The sequence below is a fragment of the Aliinostoc sp. HNIBRCY26 genome (assembly GCF_050235535.1).
Classification (GTDB): Bacteria; Cyanobacteriota; Cyanobacteriia; order Cyanobacteriales; family Nostocaceae; genus Trichormus.
Genome location: NZ_CP189852.1, coordinates 5979773 through 5998641 on the forward strand (window position 1 = coordinate 5979773; position 18869 = coordinate 5998641).

Below are 18869 nucleotides of genomic sequence, written 5' to 3' on the forward strand. Positions count from 1 at the left end.
GATTCACCGTTTCAGGGAGTGGAAAATAGAGACAGAAAATACAATAACAGTATTACCCATTACCCTATGCTAGTATCTCCCTCTAAACTTTACGAGCAGTTTATTGAGCAGGTAATTGCTTTAAGTCAAAAAAAAGACTTTTCATTAACTGCCTTAATCAGTAACTATGTGAGTATGAATTATCAACTGAAATTAGAGCAAATAGACAAGCTAAAAGCTTGGTTAGATGACTTTAGACCATTCGATCAAACAATGATCGCTGAACTGAAAAATCTCTATGATGTCCGCTTTACTTATAACTCGAATGCCATTGAAGGAAATACTTTAACTCAAAGTGAAACTGAGTTAGTGTTAACAAAGGGAATTACAATTGGCGGTAAAACTCTTGATGAACATTTAGAGGTGATTGGACATAAGGAAGCGATAGATTATATTGAGAGTTTATCCCGAAAGAACACAGAAATTAATGAATGGGAAATTAAACAAATTCACAATCTAATTCTGAGGAAAATTAACCCTGATGAAGCAGGTTGTTATCGGAAGTTAGATGTAATGGCAGCAGGAACAAATTATATTTATCCTCCCCATTATTTACTGTCTCAATTAATGGCAGATTTTGTCATCTGGCTCAATTCAGATGCTGCTTTACAACTCCATCCTGTAGAATATGCAACAATAGCACATTATCGTTTTGTTTCCATCCATCCTTTTCGGGATGGAAATGGGAGAACGGCTAGATTATTAATGAATTTATTGTTAATCCGTGCAGGTTATCCCATTGTGGTAATTAACAATCAAATTCGCAATGATTATATTAACACTTTAGCTTATGGACAACAAAACCAAGATGATTTAAGTCAGCTCTTTGATGTGGTGTGTGATGCTGCTATCACTTCATTGGTGGAAACTTTAAGGTTATTAGTAACTGCTAGTAGCCATCGAGAGAAAGGGCAGATTTTTTATCAGGAAATTACAGATTTTATTAATAATTATTTGAAGTAAGTAGCCGTCATGAACTGCGTACACCAGAACACATGAAAAAGTCTTTCCCTTACACCCCTATACCCTTAAACTCCTACACCCCTTTTTCAAGTCAGAACGACTAGAAAAAACCAAACTATCTTAAGCAATCTAAAAATAATAGAATTCAGTTCGTAGTAAGGACTTTAGTCCTTTTGTGTTTGCGTAGCATCTCATGGAGAGAACTAAAGTTCTCACTAAAAACCTTTAATTATTTACCCTGTTCTACTTAATGGATAATGAGTAATATACAGAAATAAGTGTTGAATACTAAAAAATATATGATAGAAATAGCCCAAAATATAGTAAATTCTGGGCTTCGGTTTAGTGACAATAAAGTTTCTACCCTTTACGGAAAGCATAAGCTTGCTATCACTGCAAATTTAGGGGTAAAGTCACAAGGTTTTATATAGTAGTTTTTAATTTTTAATGGGGGTGGAGGGACTTGAACCCTCACGACCGTTTAAGGTCAACGGATTTTCATTCTCCCGCAGCTTTCGCTACTGCCTGTTGGCTTTGAGAATTGGACTCTCCCTTTACCCTCGGCTTGACGTTAGGGTAGCTCCCGTCGAGTCTCTGCACCTTCCGAATAACTTAGAGTTCTCGGCTTGGCTCAGGATTGCCTTGTCTGTCAACAGATTTAGGTTTCCCTGAGTTTGAGAGCTGACACTTAAAGAATTTCTTCTTTAAGGCTCAATTCAGTTTAAGTCCGTAGCGTCTGCCATTCCGCCACACCCCCCCGTTTGTTTGGGAGTCGGTTATTTTTCTGAGGAAGCAAATAACCACTTATCTATTTCAGCATTAATTGCGTCTTTTGTCCAACAAAATAGAAAATTTTTTCTTTTTATTGCAAAACACGCTTTGTAGCTGTGAGTTGCTTGGGCTACCTTGCAACCAGACTAGGTTAGCATCTTTAATCTTGTTGCACAAGACCTTTAATGTTTTACTAGCTTCGCTATTGTAGCATTATCTAAAAATTTTGATCAGCAATAATCAGGAATTTTTGCGGGAGTCATTTAAAAGGCCTATGGTCAGAGTTTATTTAGCCCCAACGTTCAGCCTATGATGTAAATACAGATCCACCAAACAAAGAGTTTATGATTGTACCCTTGCTGTATCTGGTTTTGGCCGGAGCTTACTTGTTAGTTGTCCCCGTAGCTTTAATGATCTACTTAAATCTACGCTGGTATGTGGCTAGCTCCATTGAGCGCACTTTGATGTATTTCATGGTCTTTTTATTCTTCCCAGGACTATTGGTTTTATCCCCGTTTGTGAATCTGCGCCCCAAGCCACGCAAGATTGAGGCTTAAGTAAGGCAGGGAGGAGGCAGGAGGGCAGGGAGCAGGGGGGCAGGGAGCAGGGGAGAAATTTAACCCAGTCCCCAATCCCCAATCCCCAATCCCTAGTCCCCAACTTGTTAACAAGACTATTGGTAGGTCATAAATCTCATGCGACGTATTGATGCGATTGGAATTGGCTTAGGTATATTCATTGCTGGCGGCTTGGCGTATCTAGGATTACAACTATTTGGGTTAGATGGCCAAAAAGCAGGTATATGGAGTCAAGCTTTGCTAGTCATAGGGTTGATGGGTTGGTTAGCTACCTACATCTTGCGTGCTGTGGGTAATAAAATGACCTACCATCAACAACGGGAACAGTACGAAACAGCTTTTCTCCAACAGCGTCTGGATGAACTTTCTCCTGAAGAATTAGCAAGAATTCAGGCGGAGATTGAACAAGAAGATCAGTCTCAGCTGTAAAGTGGTCAATAGTCAAAAGTCTATAGTGCATAACTGAAAACTATCGACTAATGACCAATGACTAATAACCAATGACTAATGACTATCGACTAATGACCGTTATTACCGATCGCTTTCAAACCCTCAAACGGAATCAAGAGTGCGCTCTGATTCCGTTTATTACTGCCGGTGATCCCGATTTAGCCACCACAGCCGAAGCTTTAAAGGTTCTGGATGCTCATGGTGCTGATTTTATTGAATTAGGTGTTCCCTATTCTGATCCTCTGGCTGATGGCCCCGTAATTCAAGCGGCTGCTACCCGTGCTTTACAACGGGGGACGACTTTGGAAGCTGTGCTAGAAATGCTCCAAGGCACTACTCCCAGTCTGCAAGCACCAATTATTTTATTTACTTATTACAACCCGATTCTGCACCGGGGAATTGACAAGTTTTTAGAACAAATCGCGGCGGCTGGGGTGTCCGGTTTGGTAGTTCCTGATTTGCCCCTAGAAGAAGCGGACGGACTGTTAAAACCAGCTAGTGAGAAAGGGATTGATTTAACCCTGTTAATTGCCCCTACTAGTTCCGCCGAAAGAATCGCCGCCATTTCTCAAGCTTCCCAAGGGTTTATCTATTTAGTGAGTGTCACTGGTGTCACGGGGATGCGATCGCAAATGGAAAGCCGTGTGTCTGATTTATTACAAAAAATTCGCCAATTCACAGATAAACCCATTGGTGTAGGCTTTGGCATCGCTCAACCGGAACAAGCAACGCAGGTAAAAGCCTGGGGGGCAGATGCAGCCATTGTGGGCAGTGCCTTTGTGAAACGATTAGCCGAAGGAACACCAGCACAAGGACTCAGTGCGATCGCCGAATTTTGTCAAAATCTTAAAACAGCCATCACCATATCTTGATGAGCAAGATACACTAGATTAAAAAGTATGACAAGGAAGTTTTTTTTACCCAGCTATAGTGGACAATTCCATATTTATGGTCTTGAATATTAACATCACAATACTGGGCTGTAAAAAACAAATGATACAGTCATCTATGATTTGGGTATTATGTGAAATTAAGTAGGCTTAACAGATTATGAGTGTGTGTGTGAGTCAGTTAGAGATTGCAAATATTTACATCGCAGTTGAGGTTAAAGGGCGATGAGTGAGAGTATGGCATTTATTGGCGGTGTCGCTGTAGCTGGACTGGCCGCTCTTTTATTACTGAGGGGGACAAGTGCTTCCCTACAGCCTAATTTCGCTGTTAGCCCCCAAATCCCGTCCACTGTGGTAGCACCCCAAATCCAGCCCCCAACGTATTATCCTCCCTACGGGCAAACACAATATCCCAATAGCCAGCCCCCTACTGCGCCTAACGCCGAACAAAGAATAGAATTAGAACGGCTAAAAATGGATTTGGAACGCCTCAAAACCGACAACGAGCAATTGAGAGCGCAAAATCAACAACTCCAATTCCAATTCCAAAACTACAACAATCAACAACTGCAATTAGCACAGCAAAATAGTCAAAAGCTGGCGACAGCAGCATTCCAAGCAGACACACCTTGGTGGTCTTCACCCATAGTCTGGGCAGTTGGCGGTGCAACTATCACCATTGGTGGCGGTATTGTTGTTGCTGGCGTGTTATCTTTATTCTCCTCAAAGCAAAATTCTACTCGCACCGTCCAAGTAATTCACCCCTACCACGGCCCTACACAGCCTTTAGTTCCTGTGCGGCGTGCAGAATTTCTACCCCCCAGTGGTGTAGATGCTAGACGCATTGAAACTCATGAATATGACGAAATGAGGTAAGGAAAAGGGTAAAAGGTAAAAGGTAAAAGGTAAAAGATATTTCTTTTTACTTTTACTTTTTGACATATTTAAGCCCCTCTCCGTGTCGGAGCGAAAAGTCTGAGCGGAGGTTTCCTCCGCTCAGAACTTTTCAAGAGAGAGGGGTTTGGGGAGAGGTCATAGAACTCGCGTTAACTTACTAAAATTTAGAACCTTAAGTCCCAGTCACAACACTTAATTCCGTTAGCGTAGCGGGACGTTAGTCCATTGCGAATTGCGTTAGCGGAAGCGGGGCGTTTAGCCCATTGCGAACTGCGAATTGGTTCAATATCCATTCTGCGGTAATCTTTCGGGACTGATAATATCTGAATCTTCTGAATCTGTCGATTGTTCACTCTCGGAGGTTTCTGGCTGGGAGTGATTTTTGTTGTCTTGATTCTTAGTGTGGGAAGTAACTTGTTTCTCCAGGTTTTCGGCGGCTTGTTTAAATACTGGTTCTAATTTATCTCGCCAGTATTTAATGTTGGGTAATTTTTCAGGGTGCTTTTGGTAGTCTAAAACCTTATCCCACTGACCATCATCTAAAGCTTGATTGATATCTTTAAAGAGTGCGTCCGCTTTTTCCCAATCTTGTTGCCATTGTTGAATCATGGCGGTTGTTTCTTTAATGCCAGCAGAGGCACTATCAGGAACGGATCTCAAGGTAGCGATCGCACCTAGTAAATCACCTGAATCATACTTTTGTCTAGCTTTGGCGATAATTTTGGCAGGATCTTCTTGAGATTTGGCAGGGGTGGGAGTGGTGGAAATTATTGGTTCGAGTGATGGGGATGGGGTAATTATCTCTGGAGATTTGGCCTTGGGTTGAGGTACTGGTTTGCTAGCAATAAATTGATTATCAGTGAATGTCTGAATGGCAACACCTTTATTACGCAAACAAGCAGTCCATTCCTGTTTATTGATAATCACATCTGAGTGCGCCCAAGCCAAACGTCGGGAATTAAATTTAATTTCCACCCAACCCCGCTTAGTGCGTCTACCAGTCACCTCAAATTTGCTATTTTCGCCAATTGTTTGTAAGACATTATCCGAATTAATCGAACTCGGTTCAGAACGGATATTAGAATTACCCGCCACCACCGCTAAACATTTATTGGCAGTTGTCGCATCATTCCCTAAGAAATTAGAGGCAAAGTTTTTCACATTGGGATAGACATTAGCCACCACAGCCGCCGCACCACCAGCTAAAAACAAGCCAATTAATAATGGCCAAGGGTCAGATTTGGGAGACTTTGGGGGAGATGGTTGAGGTTTAATTGGGTTAGCTGGCGCAACCGCTACAGTTTTTTGTCGAGTTATCTGAGATGGTAGTGTAGTAGGTTGGTAGTGAGAACTATTAATAGATTTTTCCGCCTTAGCTGACACAGCCACAGGCAAAGGGTTAGCAGCATCTTTACAAGCTTGCAAGGCTTCTGTAGCGGTTTGGTAACGGTCTTTGAAGTGATAACGCACCATCTTAGTTAACACTTCGGCCAGACGAGAGTTGACTTTGACTAAATGCTGCCAGATAATTTCCCCTGTGTTGGGGTCTTCTTGTAACTCGGCGGCTGCTAGTCCTGTTAAAGCTTGAATGGCGATAATACCGAGAGAATAAATATCACTATTCGGTCGGGGTTTACCTTGTCCCTGTTCTGTGGGCATATAACCAGGAGTACCAATAGCGACTGTCGCAGTCGGTTGTCCCCCAACTGTCACCATTGATGTGCGTAATTGCTTAACTGCACCAAAGTCTACTAAAACTAACTTATGATCTGAGGTACGACGAATAATATTATCTGGTTTAATATCGCGGTGAATCACCCCTTGCTGGTGAACAAACTCCAGAATACTCAAAGCATCCTGCAAAAATTGCATCGCCTGGCTTTCACTCCAACGCTTACCAGGGATGAGTTCTTCTGTAATGGTATGACCTTCAATATATTCTTGGACTAAATAGAATTCTTGATTTTCATCAAAATAAGCCAATAACCGAGGAATTTGGTCATGATGACCCAGCCTTTCCAATGTTTCTGCTTCACTGTTAAACAGACGCTTGGCTGTTTCAAAAATTTTCGGGTCAGAACTAGTGGGTTTGAGGTGCTTCACAACGCAGATGGGATTTCCAGGCCTGCGGGTATCTTGGGCTATGTAGGTTTGACCAAAGCCTCCCACAGCTAAGACGCGAACGACTTGGTAACGATGGTCTAGTAGCTTGCCTATCATAAAATCCCTCCCCACAGTTATCACCTAGATTTTCCCGATGGTAATTAATATCTCCAAATTTTTGGTAGTGAAATCCGCTATCTTGATAAAAGATTTGAACTCCATACGCAATTCTTTTAATAAATACAGACTGTAAATTTTCCTTTTAGTGCCGTCGTTAATTACCAATGCCACCTAGAATAACAGACCAAAATACATGGCAGCAGGCCGAACTGCTGATGCAGCCTGCTTTTATTCGCGTAATTGATAATCTTCGCAAGCAGTTAGAAGAATCTGCTTGGAAGGGAACTTACCAAGATGTACTGATTTGGCCGGCTAACACCACTGATGAGATTAAAGCCTTGGTGACACAGTTATTGCAAGAGATGGAAGATGCAACTTTAGAACAGGCAGAAGCCATCAGAGAAAGACTTGCAAGATTGCCAATGCCCCATCCAGGATATCACTTATGTTTGCAACGTCAAGACCAAAATGTCAGTATTGATTTGTGGGAATTATGCTATCAAGTATGTTTTATAAATTACCGTCCAGAAAGCGAAAATGTTGGTATTGATACTAGTTTAATTGATGAATTTGGGGAAGTAGATTGGCAACATTTAGAAAATAAAACTAAGAATTTAGTTGAACAAGTATTTGCTAATTTACCCGAATAATTAAGTGCTAATTATCTGTAAATGTCCTCAGAATATGATTCTGGGGCTATATCAATAAACTCTGTTTTGGTAAAGAATGAAGTAGGCGATCGCTATTTCTAAAATACATTTGAGTTTCCATGTCCAGAAAAACTATAGAATAGTCTTCTTCACCATTTGTAACGCTTCTTCATAGCAAGGCTCACAGTCTTCACGATAACATTCATAATGTGCCTCAAAATCTTCTTCTCCCGTAAAACAATGATAATTCATACCCACTACCCAACAGGGGCGAATCTCTAAAGCTTTGGCGAGAAGTTCATGGCGTGTCATGGAATCATACTTCTCTACAGGTTCACCAAGAATTGTTTTTACTTGGGCGATCGCATATTCTTTACCAAAGGCACTGCATAGTTTTTCCGCAGAGTGTGTGGCAGTTTTATCAGTTAATGATACCTTGATTTTACTGTGCAAATAGTTATCAGTTATATACTCATCTAACAGATAGCCATTTTGAGAAAGATGATACCAAAATGTAATGCCATCAATAATATATATAGCCAAAATAGAACAGTTAAATTTTCTAGACAGATGAGAGCATAAACAAGCCATAATAGCTTGCTGGGGAGATAAATATCTTTTGTATAAGGATGAGAAATTATATTCTTGTTGGATATATTTCGGTAATTTATTGGGATAACCGATTGAGGCTAAATCATATAAAACAGTGTACTCATTGACTGTAGGGGAAACATAAGCATCAAATTTTATATTAGATAGGTAATTAACTAATTCATTTTGGGAAACTCCCTGTAGCGTGATGTTGGCATAACGTATTCCCATAGTTGGTTTACAGTCAAAGTCTTAACCATTCTAGCCCTAAGCCATTGAAGCCGTTAACCAGGATTTGCTAAAATCACCAATGCGAAAACATTGAAACAGGGCAACTCTTGACTACCATGCCAACATCTGCACTTGACGGTAAAGACGCAGCCGCTATCCAAGCCGCAACCGCAGGGGTTGCTGTATGCGATCGCTCTTCTTGGGGACTCATCCGTGTTTCTGATGATGACCGTCTCAGATTTTTACACAATCAAAGTACGAACGATTTCCAAAGTCTCAAGCCAGGACAAGGCTGTGATACTGTGATGGTAACATCCACAGCCCGCACGATAGATTTAGTCAGTGCTTATGTGTTGGATGATGCAGTGTTGCTTTTAGTATCGCCTAACCGTCGTGAATTCTTAATGCAATGGTTAGATCGTTATATCTTCTTTGCAGATAAGGTGCAGTTAGCAGATGTGACGGAAGAAACTGCAACTTTTAGTCTCATTGGTGCAGGAAGCGATGCGGTAGTTGAAAAACTTGGTGCTGGGGCAATTATCGGTCAACCCTACGGCAATCATATAACAGTGGATGATAGTATCATCGTTGCAGTTGGTAGCGGTTTAGCGTCCCCTGGTTACACAGTAATCTTGCCTGTGTCTATCAAAGAGCAAGTATGGCAGCAAATTTTAGACTTAGGGGCGGTAGAATTAAGCGATCGCGGTTGGGAACATTTACGCATCATCCAAGGTAGACCAGCCCCAGACACAGAACTCACAGATGATTTTAATCCTTTAGAAGTCGGTCTATGGCAGACCATTTCCTTTAATAAAGGTTGCTACATCGGACAAGAAACCATTGCCCGGTTAAATACATATAAAGGTGTCAAACAATATCTCTGGGGAATTAAACTGAATAGTCCCGTCGCAGTAGGTGAAACTATTACCATTGGCGACGAGAAAATCGGTAAAATCACCAGTTATACCGAAACACCTGACGGTTATTTCGGACTAGGTTACGTGAAAAGCAAAGCCGGTGGTGTAGGGTTAAAAGTACAAGTAGGCAACACCGGAGGCGAAATCGTCGCCATCCCCTTTGTGTCTCACGAATATCCATAAGCGGTAACAGGGGAGGCAGAGGGAGACAAGGTAGACAAGGTAGAAAAAATAATGCCCAATGCCCCATTCCCCATGCCCAATCCCCAGTCCCCAATCCCCAGTCCCCAGTCCCCCATGACATCTATTCAAACTTTACCGAAAGAAGTCGTACATCTAATTACCGCAGGTGAGGTAATTGATTCTTTTGCATCTGTGGTGCGGGAATTGGTGGAAAATGCCTTAGATGCGGGTGCAACCAGAATTGTGATTGCGCTTTGGCCGCAACAGTGGCGTATCCGTGTCACAGATAATGGTTGCGGGATGGATTTAGATGATTTGCAACAAGCGGCGACATCCCACAGCACCAGTAAAATCTACTCCAGTGACGACTTGTGGAAAATTAACAGTCTGGGATTTCGGGGGGAAGCATTACACAGTTTAACGACATTGGCAGATTTGGAGATTTTTAGCCGTTCTAGTAATGGGAACGTGGGATGGCGAGTGGTTTATGGGGAAGGGGGGAAAGCAATTCAAGTTGAAGCAACAGCGATCGCTCCTGGTACAGTAGTCACAGTCTCGAATTTATTTGCTAATTGTGTGGCGCGTCGTCATGGCTTACCCTCCACCACACAGCAAATGAAAGCTGTACAAGCCACAATTTACAACATCGCCCTTTGCCATCCCCAAGTTACTTGGCAAGTTTGGCAAGATGACCGCCAATGGTTTACCATCTCCCCAGCCGCTACCGTCGGACAACTCATACCGCAACTGTTACCCCAAGTCCGACAAGGCGACTTACAAGAATTAACACTAGAAATCCCCAGCCCAGAACAGTCAACAGTCAACAGTCAACAGTCAACAGTTACCCTAGTAGTAGGCTTACCCGATAGATGTCACCGTCATCGTCCCGACTGGGTGAGAGTGGCGATGAATGGACGGATGGTGAAATCACCGGAATTAGAACAGGCAATTCTAGGAGCATTTCATCGTACATTACCACGCGATCGCTATCCGATTTGTTTTCTCCATTTGGTGATTTCTCCAGATCAAATCAACTGGAATCGTAACCCCGCCAAAACAGAAATTTACCTCAATGAGTTGACCTATTGGCAAGAACAAATCACCCAAGCCATTAACCAAGCACTGCGTCTAAGTTCCGCCAACATCAAAGAATCAGTCCACACCACCAGAGTCAGCCAACTCATTAAAGCCGCAGAAGAAAAAGGTAATTACAATCTTAATCCCAGTCCCCAGCACCCAGTCCCCAGTCCCCATTTCCTCAAAGCGATCGCTCAAGTCAGCAATACCTACATCGTGGCTGAACATCCTGGCGGAATGTGGTTAGTAGAACAACACATAGCCCACGAGCGAGTATTGTACGAACAATTGTGTGATAGTTGGCAACTAACTCCAGTAGAAACACCAATCATTCTTTATCAATTATCACCCGCCCAAGTCAGTCAACTACAACGTATCGGTTTCGATATCGAACCCTTTGGCGAACAACTTTGGGCAGTACGTAACCTTCCTGCTATGTTACAAAATCGTGAAGATTGTGCTGACGCAATTCTAGAACTCAGTTGGGGCGGCGATTTACAAACAGCCCAAGTCGCTGTCGCCTGTCGTAGTGCTATCCGCAACGGTACACCAATGAGTTTACCAGAAATGCAGCAGTTACTGAACAATTGGCAACGCACCCGTAACCCCCGCACCTGCCCTCACGGTCGCCCAATTTACTTATCATTAGATGAATCAGCCCTATCCCGATTTTTCCGCCGTCACTGGGTAATTGGCAAGAGTCACGGTATTTAACAACTCCCAAAAAAAGCATCGCTTGGAGTGCAGGCGTGCAGAGGGCAGGGGGCAGGGGTGCAGGGGAAGCAGGGGGAGAAAACTAATGACTAATGACTAATGACTAATGACTAATGACCAGTTCGGTAAACCTCATCTCTGAAATTGTATTTAGTCATGACCATCACTCATCTATCATGAGGAAAAACCACTTTTATTGTTGAGTACGGTAAACGATAAAACACAAGCTAGAAAGTATCCTTTAAAATTAAAACAGAAAAGATATATGAGGAGTCATTAGAATGCAAGTAACATACGATTCTGATAAACGTAAATTACTATCGTCTCTATGTCATGGGTCAATTTTTTTTAGTACCATACTATTTTCCATCGGTGTGCCTTTTGTAATTAACTTAATTTCCGATGACCCAGTAGTGAAAAGTAATGCTAAAGAATCAATGAATTTTCACTTAAATGTGTGGTTTTGGGCAACAGTTATAGGTGTACCTTTAGGATTGCTATCTTGGCTTACCTTTGGTATAGGTGGAATTATATTTTTCCCCGTGGTAGCTTTCGGTTTTGCTCTCCATTGGGGATTGACTATTTGGGCTTTATTTCACTGTTTAACTCAGCCTGATGAACCTTTCCGTTATCCGTTCATTTTTCGGGTATTTTAATTAGGTTGATTCATCCTCAAAGTATGTACTTGCGCCTATCAAAGAGAAATATTGTCTCTCAAAATAGCATCATACTAGACTAGTTTTCCGCAATTTCTGACATTGTTTTTATATAAGCATCGTAGGCACTTTGTCCAAAACACACAAAAAACACCTTTTCCAACTCCCTATGATGCTTGAAAAATTCTTGCACAGTCAAAATTGCAATTCTACAAGCACGTTCTACAGGAAATCTATACACACCCGTACTAATAGCTGGAAAAGCGATAGTTTTAATTTGATACTGTGCTGCCAAAGCTAAACTATTGTCATAACATTTTGCTAGTAATTCATCTTCTCCTTGATTACCACCTTGCCAAATAGGGCCAACGGTATGAATAACCCATTTAGCAGGAAGATTATAACCTTGAGTAATTTTTGCCTCCCCGGTTTTACAGCCTCCTAGCTGTCTGCATTCTGCTAACAGTTCTTTTCCCGCCGCACGGTGAATTGCTCCATCTACCCCACCGCCACCTAATAAAGAACTATTCGCAGCATTCACAATTGCGTCTACTAGTAACTTAGTAATATCACCTTGAATAATTTCCATTTTCTGCATAATATTTAAATTTCTATATAATAATTCAATACGGTTCAGTTAAGGTGGTGAGAGTTAATTTCTCAATTTTTGCTCTGCCTATTAGACAATGAGCAAGATTTGGGGGATTCTCCCCCAAGCCCCCGATTGGGGGACGGTTGCGTCCCCCAAACCCCCTCCAAAATCATTTTTTCGTTTTTTGTTGAGTGAACATTTGGTGGCTTGGTTGAAATTTATTTTTCTTATCTGAACCGTATTGATTTTTAGCTAGGTCTTCATGAGCAAGTGTCTCCTGTATCTCCTGCACTCCGCATTCTTTGTTCACAACAGCAATAATATATAGGAATCCGCTTTGATTCCTGAAATTATTTGCGTAGGGAGGGAACAGGGAATAGGAAAGAAGGAATCAAAGTGTGCTGAGTTCTTTTCAAAAATCAAATAGGAATCCTATAGGAATTAGATTTGATCACTGAACATAGTTGTGTATGCAGGAAACTGTAATAATTTCTGTGCGAAATTATGTAGGAATTTAGCATTGCTAAACCCCTACATTACAAGGTTGATTCCCTAGTAGATGAATCACAAATAGAGTTAATATTCTAGAAAGCAGCAATAGAAACTTTGCAAGCATGGCTGCTGCTTTTGTCCATCTATGTATGATTGGCTGTTTGTTTTGCAGTAGCAAGGATAACTGGTCTTGTTTCTTTAACGTATCATACAGCTTTGCAGCAGATATCAATCAAGCGATCGCACTTTACGCAACAGTTCAACTGGCATTTTGTGCTTCTTCAGTCGCTAAAGAGCGAATTAGCTCCCGAACTACGTCTGTAGCTGGTCTTCCAGTCTTGGAACAGTATGTCTCTAACTTTTCTACCTCACCTGATGTCAGGTTGATTGTCAGTCGTTTCACAGCCCATTTCTTATTCATAATTGAACAACCTATGTTTGATCTACTCCTCTACTATCAATCATCTAAACTGTTATCACCACGATAAATATAACGAGATTAATATCAATTTGCTGTAAAGAAAAAATGATAAATTTCAAAAATTCATATTTGGAAAAATCGGTACTTAAACTGCATACCAAATTATCGAGAAAGTTACTGAAATATGAAGCATTGCAGTTAGAGTTGATGATTATACCCAAAATTTACCAAAACCTCTATCACCACTTTTTGATACAGTAATTCTTTGTCGAACACTGGCATTCTTATGTTCCAGATATCGCTCCCCCAAGCACTATCCCCAGACTTACCTCTGACTGCGCTGGCACCCATGCAAGATGTGACTAACCTTTGGTTTATGAAGGTAATTGCTCACTACGGCAGTCCTGACTACTTTTTCACCGAATATTTTCGTGTAAATGAAACTTCAAGGCTCAATCCCAGCATTTTGGCATCTGTCACCGAAAATGATACAGGTCGCCCTGTTTTTGCTCAAATGATTGGGGAGAGCATTCCCAACTTAGTCAGAACTGCCAAGGAACTATGTAGTTACAATGTGGCTGGAGTTGACTTGAATATGGGTTGTCCAGCACCCAGAGTCTACCGCAAACAAGTCGGGGGTGGATTGTTGCTCTCTCCTGATAAAGTAGATCGAATTTTGGGAGAACTGCGACAGGTTGTCAATGATCGGCCTTTAACAGTCAAGATGCGCTTAGGCTTTGAAAATACTGATACCTTTTACACCATCCTCAATCTGATCAATCGTCATAGCATTGATTTGTTAAGTTTGCATGGTCGCACAGTTGCAGATAGGTATCATGGATCAGTGAAATATAATTTGATTGCCGAAGCTGTCAACTGTGTGAATTGTCCTGTGTTGGCTAACGGCAATATTGACTCAGCCGCCACTGCTTTATCAGTGTTGGCGCAAACAGGTGCGGCTGGGGTAATGGTGGGACGCTGGGCAATCGGCAATCCTTGGATTTTTCATCAAATTCGTCAAGCTTTGCGTGGTGAAATGATCAAACCTGTTCCCTTAATAGAGGTGCGCGACTACATTGAGCGTTTATGGCAAACCCCCGCCGCCCCCAATATCCCCGAACGAGCGCGCGTAGGCTACCTCAAAATGTTTCTTAACTATATTGCCCTGAGTGTGGATGCTGAAGGTCATTTCCTGCGACTGATGCGACAAGCCGCCTCTGAAGTAGAACTGTTTCAAGTTTGCGATCGCTTTTTGCTTACCGATTTGACGAAAACTCTAGCCTTAGCACCCTACAGTGGTACATGACGATTGTTTTACCTAATCCAAAGTCCAAAATTGCTCGACGGCGAACCAGACTATAGTTGTTTTGTACTAGTTACACGTAGTAGCGATCGCGTTACGATATTGTCACAGTCACTTTTTAATTTGAGAAGTCCTATTCTAGAAATTTCCGGCTAAAATAGTATATCTGTTCTACTAAAATTCTCAACCCTACACACCTAAAATCCATATACTGATAGAGGCACGAATGGCTATTAATACCGATACTTCCGGCAAGCAAAAAGCACTCAATATGGTACTCAACCAAATTGAGCGCAGCTTCGGTAAAGGAGCAATTATGCGCCTGGGTGATGCTACTCGCATGCGGGTAGAAACAATCTCCACTGGGGCATTGACTTTGGATTTGGCTTTGGGTGGAGGTTTACCCAAGGGACGGGTGATTGAGATTTATGGGCCGGAAAGTTCCGGTAAGACGACTGTAGCACTGCACGCGATCGCAGAAGTACAAAGAGAAGGTGGTATTGCTGCTTTTGTAGACGCTGAACACGCCCTTGATCCTACCTACGCGGCGGCTTTAGGTGTAGATATTGACAATCTGTTGGTTTCCCAACCGGACACCGGTGAAGCAGCGTTGGAAATCGTTGATCAATTAGTACGTTCCGCCGCCGTTGACATCGTAGTTATCGACTCAGTGGCAGCTTTAGTTCCCCGTGCGGAAATTGAAGGGGATATGGGAGATGCTCACGTTGGTTTGCAAGCCAGGTTAATGAGCCAAGCTCTACGTAAAATTACTGGTAACATTGGTAAATCAGGCTGCACAGTTATATTTATTAACCAGCTACGCCAAAAAATTGGTGTCACCTACGGTAGTCCTGAAACCACCACCGGTGGTAACGCCTTAAAATTCTACGCTTCAGTTCGTCTAGATATTCGTCGTATTCAAACCTTGAAAAAAGGTTCAGACGAATTTGGCAACCGTGTAAAAGTGAAAGTTGCTAAAAATAAAGTGGCTCCACCTTTTAGAGTGGCAGAATTTGACATTATTTTTGGTAAGGGCGTTTCTACTATCGGTTGTTTAGTAGATTTAGCTGAAGAAACAGGGATTTTGGTTCGTAAAGGAGCTTGGTATAGTTACAACGGTGATAACATCTCTCAAGGACGAGATAATGCTATTAAATATCTAGAAGAAAAGCCAGATTTTACAGAACAAATTAAGAAACTGGTGCGAGAAAAGCTAGATAAGGGTGCTGTTGTATCTGCTAATTCAGTAGCTAAAGTCAATGAAGAAGATGAAGACGAAGATGTTGATTTAGAAGAAGAGTAAAACTGGCGTTGATGGTGCATAAACAAATTTATCCCATCACCAGTATGAATCTAAAATCACATCTGTAAATTACAAAAGATTACTCCTGTTGAGAGTAATCTTTTTAGTTTTAAGCAGAAATTATCGATAATCAGTCCTTGTGGATTGCTGGAAGAACCTGTCTAAAATGTCAGATTTTTGTTGTTCTTGTAAACCATCTCGCCCATATTCTAATCTACCCCAAGCACATTCTAAAGAAATTTGTATAGTCTCGTCAGGGTTGACGGGATCATCTGTTTGTTGAGCAACACTGTGACTATCCAATTCTGGCTGTTGAATATCTGCTGTTGAGGGAATGAGTTGGGTTACTAAATCGGCTGGTAATGCTGGTAAAACACGGTGTTGGTGATTGAGGAAAAAATCAAAAGTTAAACTTCCTAACCGAATGCGATCGCCATCTTGGAGTTTGGTGGGTTGATAAATAGATTCTCCATTCACAAAAGAACCGTTGGTACTGTGGAAATCAACTAGATAAAAACCTTGATATTCAATATACTGAATCGCAGCATGACAACGGGATAAATGTCGATTATCCGCGCATATACCATTACTGCGATCGCGTCCTATTGTCCAAATATGTTGCATCTGTTCCAGGGTTTGTGTCTGATTGTCACACAAGTTAGTTATCAAATAAACTGATGAATCTTCTACAACGCCTTGGACATAACGCAAATTTTCACCTTTCAAGGATGGCTGATAGAGATTTTCTAGTTGGAGAATTCTATCTAAAATATCGCCATGTCTTTCATATAAAGCCAGAAATACATGATATAAACTTAAGCGTCTTTCTAGCTCATAATTTGGGAAATTTCTATTCATAACTAATGGAATTAACAAAGTATTTTAAATTCGACAAAATGTTTAAACTTAAGAAAAGTTAATGCTATTTTCAATTGTAGCAAATTCTCATAAGCAGCAATTCTGCAAACTGCTCTTTTTTCGGATTTCTATACTCAAATAACACCAATATCAAGGGTTTCCCCAAAAAAATTATTCCCTTGAGTCATGCACTTTTATTGAATTTTAAAAAAAACTCATATTTTTTGCAGAAATACAGCAACTTTAGAAAATTTTTCGCTTATGCTCTTTTTAAACAAATTATTTGAGAAATATCGTCAAACGAGAATTACACAATTTCCAGTTGCTGATTCTGCGTTAGATATCGAGGAAGTTATAATAAACCTCTTTTACCGTTGGGTCGTATCGTCATCCAATTGGTTTTAGCTAATGCTAATTGTTCATCGGAAATTTTCGCTCCCGTGAGGTTAGCACCACATAAGTTAGCACCCCGCAAATTTGCGTTACTAAGATAAGCATTAGTCAAATCTGCACCCCGTAGGTCTGCCCCTTCTAAATCAGCATGATTGAAGTAAGCTTTAGTGAGATTAGCATCCTTTAAGTTAGCACGCGTTAAACTTGCTCTACCAAAATCACTATTTTGGAGATTAGCCCCTTGAAGATTAGTATTTTGTAGTTGACATGAGTGGAAATTGGTAGATGATAAATCCGCACCTTGAAGATTAAGTAAATTGAGATTGTGTAAAGCAAAATCTCGTCTTCCCTTCACATAGGCGGTGAGTAAACTTTGGGTATCTAGTCTGCGCCCCACCTTCGACTTTAAGTTATGAGAACCATTCCCATTACTGTTAGCTGTCGTTGATGGTTTAGCACCGGAAACTCCTTGTCGCGTCCCTCCAGCATCTAACCGAGTACCATCACCGAGTTTAGCTCGTCGAGCGCGAATTGCTGCTGCTACTTGTGCTACTCCCAAACCCGTAGCCGCAGCCGAAGGGTTACTGCAAAGAACAGCAGAATCATCTGGTCGGTTGTATGTTCCTTCTTTATGATTAGAATCTGATTTAACTAACAATCCACCAGCTAAACTTTCTAAATATGGTTCTATTTCTAAGGCTTTGAGGACTTCTTTAGCTGAGTGGTAGCGACTACGAACTGAGACTTCTAGCATTTTTCGGAGGACATGAATCATGTGGTCACTAATTTGTACTAAGTGTTCCCACATGACCTCCCCTGTACTGGCATTATATTCCATGTCTTTGGGCGTTTTACCTGTCAATAAATAAACACAGGTGACTCCCAAGGCGTAAATATCACTAGCATAAACAGGACGCATTGCCATTTGCTCTGGAGGTGCAAAACCAGGAGTACCAATAGCATAGGCGGTTAAAGCTGTATGTCCTGATTGATTAGTTGTGGCTTGGGTAACTTGGTTTTTGACTGCGCCAAAGTCAATCAGCACCATTCTGGAATCTTGAGAACGGCGAATTAAGTTAGCTGGTTTAATGTCACGGTGAATAACTTTTTGATCATGAATATATTGCAGTAAAGGCAAAATTTCACTGAGAAATTGCTTAACACCAGCTTCGCTAAAAGTCCCGTTGAGTTTGACTTCTTGCTGGAGTGTAGAACCGCTAATATATTCCTGAACTAAGTAAAAATGTTCTTGCGCTTCAAAATAGTCAAGTAATCGGGGTATTTGGGGATGATTCCCGATTGTACCCAGGGTTTTGGCTTCTCGCTCGAATAGTTCCCGCGCCATTTGTAACACCTGTGGAGATGTTCCAGAAGGGCGTAGCTGCTTGATGACACAGCTAGGCGCGCCTGGTAAAATTTCGTCGCGGGCTAAAAAGGTTGCGCCAAAGCCACCCTGACCCAATGGCTTCAAAACTAGATAGCGATCGCGCAACTGTAATGGTGAGCCACAAGCTTCACATCTTCGGCTATGTGCTACATTCTCTGGGTTAGGACAGGTCGGATTTATGCAATAGCTCATGCACTGTGAACTCGCTGCACGAATAGTAACGGTGAGAGTAAGACTCTTCTTCAATTATTGAGATCCAAAATCAACTCCTGCTAGGTCAGTTTTGCGGT

The 18869-nt window shown here is 41.6% G+C and carries 17 protein-coding genes; 11 read left to right on the top strand and 6 right to left on the bottom strand.

Annotated features, from left to right (window positions below):
• Window positions 1–66 precede the first annotated feature (66 nt).
• The 5 genes from ACQFX9_RS25280 to ACQFX9_RS25300 all read left to right on the top strand — a co-directional run bounded on the left by ACQFX9_RS25280 (window position 67) and on the right by ACQFX9_RS25300 (window position 4567).
• Window positions 67–1002 carry a Fic family protein gene (locus ACQFX9_RS25280; protein WP_427159319.1) on the top strand — a complete coding sequence of 312 codons (936 nt, stop codon included), beginning with the start codon at window positions 67–69 and terminating at the stop codon, window positions 1000–1002.
• 1115 nt (window positions 1003–2117) lie between these two features.
• Entirely contained in the window at window positions 2118–2330 is a 213-nt protein-coding gene (gene ndhL, locus ACQFX9_RS25285; protein ID WP_103138251.1) for an NAD(P)H-quinone oxidoreductase subunit L, read from the top strand.
• Between the two features lie 138 nt (window positions 2331–2468).
• Entirely contained in the window at window positions 2469–2780 is a 312-nt protein-coding gene (locus tag ACQFX9_RS25290; protein WP_427159320.1) for a DUF3007 family protein, read from the top strand.
• 92 nt (window positions 2781–2872) lie between these two features.
• Entirely contained in the window at window positions 2873–3673 is an 801-nt protein-coding gene (gene trpA, locus ACQFX9_RS25295) for a tryptophan synthase subunit alpha (RefSeq protein ID WP_427163002.1), read from the top strand.
• 243 nt (window positions 3674–3916) lie between these two features.
• The gene (locus ACQFX9_RS25300) at window positions 3917–4567 is read left to right on the top strand and encodes a heterocyst differentiation related protein (protein ID WP_427159321.1); all 651 of its coding nucleotides are present in this window, start codon (window positions 3917–3919) and stop codon (window positions 4565–4567) included.
• A 303-nt stretch (window positions 4568–4870) separates the two neighbouring features.
• Here ACQFX9_RS25300 and ACQFX9_RS25305 read toward each other — a convergent pair whose 3' ends face one another.
• A complete protein-coding gene (locus ACQFX9_RS25305; protein WP_427159322.1) occupies window positions 4871–6808 on the bottom strand; it encodes a protein kinase domain-containing protein in 1938 nt (645 codons plus the stop codon).
• A gap of 167 nt (window positions 6809–6975) precedes the next feature.
• On the opposite strand from ACQFX9_RS25305, the gene ACQFX9_RS25310 reads away from it, so the two are divergent.
• The gene (locus tag ACQFX9_RS25310) at window positions 6976–7461 is read left to right on the top strand and encodes a hypothetical protein (RefSeq protein WP_427159323.1); all 486 of its coding nucleotides are present in this window, start codon (window positions 6976–6978) and stop codon (window positions 7459–7461) included.
• Between the two features lie 132 nt (window positions 7462–7593).
• On the opposite strand, the gene ACQFX9_RS25315 is transcribed toward ACQFX9_RS25310, so the two are convergent.
• A complete protein-coding gene (locus ACQFX9_RS25315; RefSeq protein ID WP_427159324.1) occupies window positions 7594–8283 on the bottom strand; it encodes a hypothetical protein in 690 nt (229 codons plus the stop codon).
• Between the two features lie 116 nt (window positions 8284–8399).
• Between ACQFX9_RS25315 and ACQFX9_RS25320 the strand changes: the two genes are divergently transcribed.
• From ACQFX9_RS25320 to ACQFX9_RS25330, 3 genes are all read left to right on the top strand, one after another.
• Window positions 8400–9383 carry a YgfZ/GcvT domain-containing protein gene (locus tag ACQFX9_RS25320; protein WP_427159325.1) on the top strand — a complete coding sequence of 328 codons (984 nt, stop codon included), beginning with the start codon at window positions 8400–8402 and terminating at the stop codon, window positions 9381–9383.
• Between the two features lie 114 nt (window positions 9384–9497).
• A complete protein-coding gene (gene mutL, locus ACQFX9_RS25325; protein ID WP_427163003.1) occupies window positions 9498–11174 on the top strand; it encodes a DNA mismatch repair endonuclease MutL in 1677 nt (558 codons plus the stop codon).
• A 281-nt stretch (window positions 11175–11455) separates the two neighbouring features.
• Entirely contained in the window at window positions 11456–11830 is a 375-nt protein-coding gene (locus tag ACQFX9_RS25330) for a DUF4870 domain-containing protein (protein ID WP_236143216.1), read from the top strand.
• Window positions 11831–11909: 79 nt separating this feature from the next.
• On the opposite strand, the gene ACQFX9_RS25335 is transcribed toward ACQFX9_RS25330, so the two are convergent.
• Window positions 11910–12428: an O-acetyl-ADP-ribose deacetylase gene (locus tag ACQFX9_RS25335; RefSeq protein ID WP_427159326.1), complete on the bottom strand. Its 519-nt coding sequence runs from the start codon at window positions 12426–12428 to the stop codon at window positions 11910–11912.
• A 745-nt stretch (window positions 12429–13173) separates the two neighbouring features.
• Entirely contained in the window at window positions 13174–13335 is a 162-nt protein-coding gene (locus ACQFX9_RS25340) for a CopG family transcriptional regulator (protein ID WP_103138235.1), read from the bottom strand.
• Window positions 13336–13621: 286 nt separating this feature from the next.
• On the opposite strand from ACQFX9_RS25340, the gene ACQFX9_RS25345 reads away from it, so the two are divergent.
• The gene (locus ACQFX9_RS25345; protein ID WP_427159327.1) at window positions 13622–14641 is read left to right on the top strand and encodes a tRNA dihydrouridine synthase; all 1020 of its coding nucleotides are present in this window, start codon (window positions 13622–13624) and stop codon (window positions 14639–14641) included.
• A 223-nt stretch (window positions 14642–14864) separates the two neighbouring features.
• Window positions 14865–15941: a recombinase RecA gene (gene recA / locus ACQFX9_RS25350; protein WP_427159328.1), complete on the top strand. Its 1077-nt coding sequence runs from the start codon at window positions 14865–14867 to the stop codon at window positions 15939–15941.
• Between the two features lie 120 nt (window positions 15942–16061).
• On the opposite strand, the gene ACQFX9_RS25355 is transcribed toward recA, so the two are convergent.
• Both ACQFX9_RS25355 and ACQFX9_RS25360 read right to left on the bottom strand, forming a co-directional pair.
• Complete coding sequence (locus tag ACQFX9_RS25355) at window positions 16062–16799, bottom strand: FHA domain-containing protein (protein ID WP_427159329.1); 738 nt, start codon at window positions 16797–16799, stop codon at window positions 16062–16064.
• 352 nt (window positions 16800–17151) lie between these two features.
• Window positions 17152–18771, bottom strand: a complete 1620-nt coding sequence (locus ACQFX9_RS25360; protein ID WP_427159330.1) for a protein kinase domain-containing protein — start codon at window positions 18769–18771, stop codon at window positions 17152–17154.
• Window positions 18772–18869: the final 98 nt, after the last annotated feature.